General features: G+C 48.2%; 1 protein-coding gene and 1 pseudogene. Both read left to right on the forward strand.

What is annotated here, in order from left to right; all coding sequences use genetic code 11:
• Positions 1-130 precede the first annotated feature (130 nt).
• A complete protein-coding gene (locus tag ACTHUT_RS20050) occupies positions 131-769 on the forward strand; it encodes a DedA family protein (protein WP_250600868.1) in 639 nt (212 codons plus the stop codon).
• Positions 770-815: 46 nt separating this feature from the next.
• Positions 816-1,605: pseudogene (locus ACTHUT_RS20055) on the forward strand (MBOAT family O-acyltransferase); the annotation flags it as partial.

Genomic DNA, 1,605 nt, shown 5'->3' on the forward strand with positions numbered 1-1,605 from the left:
TGCACTTCTAAACATATCTTGACGCGCTTACGGCATTGGTTTTATTCCGCTTTGGTTTTACAATGTCGAACTTCTCGCCGAAACATTTGTCTGTTCTTTTTCAGACGGCCTTTTTATTTGGGGAACCCTAGTGATTTCTACCCTTATTGATTTCATCCTCCATATCGACCAACACCTTGTCTACCTTTCCGCCCAATACGGCCCGTGGATTTACGCGATTTTGTTTGTTGTGATTTTCTGCGAAACCGGTTTGGTCGTAACGCCATTTTTACCCGGCGACTCGCTGCTGTTTGCTGCCGGCGGTATTGCTGCCATCGGCGGCATGAACATCCACGTCATGGTATTGCTGCTCTTGGCAGCCGCCATTTTAGGCGATGCGGCCAACTTTATGATTGGCAAGTATTTTGGACAAAAACTGTTTGCCAACCCGGATTCCAAAATTTTCCGACGTTCGTATTTGGAAAAAACCCATGCGTTCTATGAAAAACACGGCGGTAAAACCATCATCATTGCCCGCTTTGTGCCGATTGTGCGGACGTTTGCGCCATTTGTCGCAGGCATGGGCGATATGCACTACGGCACGTTTATCCGTTACAACATTATCGGCGCAGTGTTGTGGGTATTGTCGTTTTCCTATGCGGGCTACTTCTTCGCCAACATCCCCGTCGTCAAAAACAATCTGGGCTTAGTCATGGCGGCAATCATCGTGATTTCGATTTTACCTGCGGTAGTCGAAGTCATCCGCGCCAAACTTAACGCCCAAAAATAACAATCAATCGAAAAGTTTGAAAGTTTAAACACATCAAGGAATTGTCATGCCGTTGCTGTCCATTGAGTTTGCGGTATTCTTTATCGCATTTTTGCCGCTGTACTGGGTATTTGCACGTTTGCCGCAAGTTCAAAACGTTTTACTTTTGATTGCCGGACTGGGCTGGCTTTACCGTATCGATCCTATCTTTGCCGCGCTGATTTTGGTTTACTCGTCTGTGGTTTACCTGGTCAGCGTGCTGATGTTTTCTGAAAACGAGAATATCCGCAAATTTTGGCTGGGTTGCGGTATTTCGGCGGCATTGACTGTTTTGTGTTTCTTCAAATACTTCGACTTTTTCCGCCCGATTATTCAACAATATACGGAGCAAAGCGCCGTCATCGACATTCTCCTGCCTTTGGGCTTGTCTTATTACACTTTCCAATCGCTGGCTTACTTGGTGTATTGCTACCGCGAGCCTAAAGGAGACCGTTTTGAATGGCACGAGCTCCTACTGCATCTGAGCTTCTTCCCCACCATCACATCCGGCCCGATTATCCGTGCGGCCGCTTTTAAAAGCATAGACGGCGAACAAGCAGGCGCATTAGCGCAAATCCGCACCAAACAAGCACGCCAGCTGATTTATCCGGCGTTGGCGGTCGGCCTGATTGTGTTGGGCATTGCCAAAAAATGGTGGCTTGCCGGCGTATTGGCAGAAGGCTGGGTATCACCTGTTTTTGAAAATCCGGCCCAGTTCGACGGCTGGGGCGTGTTGTCTGCGATTTATGGCTACACCTTCCAACTCTTTTTCGACTTTTCCGGCTACTCGGATTTGGTCATCGGCTTGGCCATGCTGC

Source organism: Neisseria sp. P0022.S010, from assembly GCF_051956635.1.